This window comes from Pseudomonas sp. NPDC085632 (assembly GCF_044541255.1).
Classification (GTDB): Bacteria; Pseudomonadota; Gammaproteobacteria; order Pseudomonadales; family Pseudomonadaceae; genus Aquipseudomonas.
Window position 1 is genome coordinate 1 of record NZ_JBITSX010000096.1, and the last position, 3,462, is coordinate 3,462.

Consider the following 3,462-nt stretch of genomic DNA (forward strand, 5'->3'; position numbering starts at 1 on the left):
GGCCTGCCGATCAAATGGGGTTACGCCGAAACCATGGCGTACGCGACCCTGGCGTTCGAAGGTCACCCGATCCGCATGACCGGTCAGGACATCGGCCGCGGTACGTTCTCGCACCGTCACGCTGTGTTGCACAACCAGAAAGACGCGGGCACCTACATTCCGCTGCAGCACCTGTACGACGGTCAGCCACGCTTTGACCTGTACGACTCGTTCCTGTCGGAAGAAGCGGTACTGGCGTTCGAATACGGTTACTCGACCACCACGCCGGATGCGCTGGTGATCTGGGAAGCCCAGTTCGGCGACTTCGCCAACGGTGCACAGGTTGTTATCGACCAGTTCATCACCAGCGGCGAGCACAAGTGGGGCCGTCTCTGCGGTCTGACCATGTTGCTGCCACACGGTTACGAAGGTCAGGGCCCTGAGCACAGCTCGGCACGTCTTGAGCGTTACCTGCAACTGTGCGCCGAGCACAATATTCAGGTTGCCGTCCCGACCACGCCAGCACAGATCTACCACTTGCTGCGTCGTCAGGTGATTCGTCCGCTGCGCAAGCCGCTGATCGTGCTGACTCCAAAGTCGCTGCTGCGACACAAGCTGGCCATCTCGACCCTGGAAGATCTGGCCGAAGGTTCGTTCCAGACCGTGATCCCGGAAATCGATGCACTGGACCCGAAAAAGGTCGAGCGCGTTGTTCTGTGTAGCGGCAAGGTCTACTACGACCTGCTGGAAAAACGCCGTGCCGAAGGCCGTGAAGATATTGCCATCGTGCGTATCGAGCAGCTGTACCCATTCCCTGAGGACGACTTGAAAGAAGTCCTGGCTCCGTACACCAACGTCAAAAATGCCGTTTGGTGTCAGGAAGAGCCGATGAACCAGGGCGCCTGGTACTGCAGCCAGCACCACTTGCGTCGCAGCATCGGGAACCTCGACAAGTCTCTCGTACTTGAGTACGCGGGCCGTGAGGCTTCTGCTGCACCTGCTTGTGGTTACGCATCGATGCACGCCGAGCAGCAGGAAAAACTCCTGCAAGACGCGTTTACCATTTAACGCCTTCGCGCACCTGAAACCGAATTTAAGGAACCACAGATAATGGCTATCGAGATCAAAGCCCCCACTTTCCCGGAATCGGTTGCCGATGGCACCGTTGCCACCTGGCACAAAAAACCGGGCGACGCTGTCAAGCGCGACGACCTGATCGTCGACATCGAAACCGACAAAGTCGTACTGGAAGTTCTGGCTACCGCTGATGGCGTGCTGGGCGCAATCGTCAAGAACGAAGGCGACACCGTTCTTTCCGACGAAGTGCTGGGCTCCATCGAAGCGGGCGGCGCTGCTGCCGCTGCTCCAGCCGCCGCTGCTGCTCCGGCCGCTGCTGCCGCTGCACCGGCTGCTGCCGAAGGCGAAGACGATCCTGTTGCTGCTCCTGCTGCGCGCAAGCTGGCTGAAGAAAACGGCATCAACATCGCTTCCGTTGCCGGCACTGGCAAAGGCGGTCGTGTAACCAAGGAAGACGTGGTGGCTGCTGTTGCTGCCAAGAAAGCCGCTCCGGCTGCCGCGCCTGCCAAGGCTGCTGCTCCTTCGGCTGCCGCTCCTGTGTTCGCCGCTGGCGACCGCATCGAGAAGCGCGTACCGATGACCCGCGTTCGTGCCACCGTGGCCAAGCGTCTGGTTGAAGCACAGTCGAACATGGCGATGCTGACCACTTTCAACGAAGTCGACATGACTGAAGTCATGGCCCTGCGTTCGAAGTACAAGGACCTGTTCGAGAAGTCCCACAACGGCGTACGTCTGGGCTTCATGTCGTTCTTCGTCAAGGCTGCTACCGAAGCGCTGAAACGCTTCCCGGCTGTCAACGCATCGATCGACGGCGCTGACATCGTTTACCACGGCTACGCTGACATCGGCGTTGCCGTTTCCAGCGACCGTGGCCTGGTTGTTCCGGTTCTGCGTAACGCCGAGCTGATGAGCCTGGCTGAAATCGAAGGCGGCATCGCCACTTTCGGCAAGAAAGCCCGTGACGGCAAATTGTCGATGGACGAGATGACCGGTGGTACCTTCACCATCACCAACGGTGGTACCTTCGGTTCGATGATGTCGACCCCGATCGTCAACCCGCCGCAGGCAGCGATTCTGGGCATGCACAACATCATCCAGCGTCCTATGGCCATCAACGGTCAGGTCGTTATCCGTCCGATGATGTACCTGGCACTGTCCTACGATCACCGTCTGATCGATGGCAAAGAAGCTGTGACCTTCCTGGTGACCATCAAGAACCTGCTGGAAGATCCGGCTCGTCTGTTGCTGGATATCTGATAGAAGCAGTCGCGGGCTTCAAGTTTCAAGCTGCAGGAAAGGGCAGCTTGGCTTGGGGCGCGCGGCTTGAAGCTTTTCGCTAAAGAGGATTTTTTGAATGTCGCAGAAATTTGACGTAGTAGTGATCGGTGCTGGCCCTGGTGGCTACGTGGCTGCCATCAAGGCGGCGCAGCTGGGTCTGACCACTGCCTGCATCGAGAAGTACACCGACGCAGAAGGCAAGCAAGCCCTGGGCGGCACCTGCCTGAACGTGGGCTGCATTCCTTCCAAGGCGCTGCTCGACAGCTCCTGGAAATACAAGGAAGCGAAAGAAAGCTTCAACGTTCACGGTATCTCGCCCGGCGAAGTGACAATGGCGTTACTTCGATTCAGGGCCACGGCAAACTGCTGGCTGGCAAGAAAGTCGAAGTCACCAAGCCAGACGGCTCGGTTGAAGTCATCGAAGCTGAAAACGTCATCCTGGCTCCAGGTTCGCGTCCGATCGACATTCCACCGGCTCCGGTTGATCAGAAAGTCATCGTTGATTCGACTGGCGCACTGGAATTCCAGACCGTACCTAAGCGTCTGGGCGTGATCGGCGCTGGCGTGATCGGCCTGGAACTGGGTTCGGTGTGGTCGCGTCTGGGTTCTGAAGTGGTTGTCCTGGAAGCTCTGGACACCTTCCTGATGGCAGCGGACACCGCTGTTTCCAAGGAAGCGCTGAAAACCCTGACCAAACAAGGTCTGGACATCAAACTGGGCGCTCGCGTGACCGGCTCGAAAGTGAACGGCGACGAAGTCGTTGTGAACTACACCGATGCCAACGGCGAACAGACCATCACGTTCGACAAGCTGATCGTAGCCGTTGGTCGCCGTCCGGTGACCACTGATCTGCTGGCCTCCGACAGCGGCGTGACCCTCGACGAGCGCGGTTTCGTGCACGTTGACGATCACTGCGCGACCACCGTACCGGGCGTTTTCGCCATCGGTGACGTGGTTCGCGGCATGATGCTGGCTCACAAGGCTTCGGAAGAAGGCATCATGGTTGTCGAGCGCATCAAGGGCCACAAAGCCCAGATGAACTATGACCTGATCCCTTCGGTTATTTATACTCACCCGGAAATCGCGTGGGTTGGCAAAACCGAGCAGGCCTTGAAAGCTGAAGGCGTT

Annotated in this window: 1 protein-coding gene and 2 pseudogenes; all 3 read left to right on the forward strand. The window is 58.6% G+C overall.

The annotated features are described in order from the left end of the window. Positions 1-1,047 (forward strand): annotated as a pseudogene (locus ACIF4X_RS29015) (2-oxoglutarate dehydrogenase E1 component); the annotation flags it as partial. 42 nt (positions 1,048-1,089) lie between these two features. Continuing rightward, positions 1,090-2,313: a 2-oxoglutarate dehydrogenase complex dihydrolipoyllysine-residue succinyltransferase gene (gene odhB / locus ACIF4X_RS29020; RefSeq protein ID WP_201239313.1), complete on the forward strand. Its 1,224-nt coding sequence runs from the start codon at positions 1,090-1,092 to the stop codon at positions 2,311-2,313. Between the two features lie 97 nt (positions 2,314-2,410). Next, positions 2,411-3,462: pseudogene (locus tag ACIF4X_RS29025) on the forward strand (FAD-dependent oxidoreductase); the annotation flags it as partial.

Excerpts from the sequence above, each read along its gene's own strand:
- odhB (WP_201239313.1), top strand. The coding sequence starts at position 1,090 with ATGGCTATCGAGATCAAAGCCCCCACTTTCCCGGAATCGGTTGCCGAT.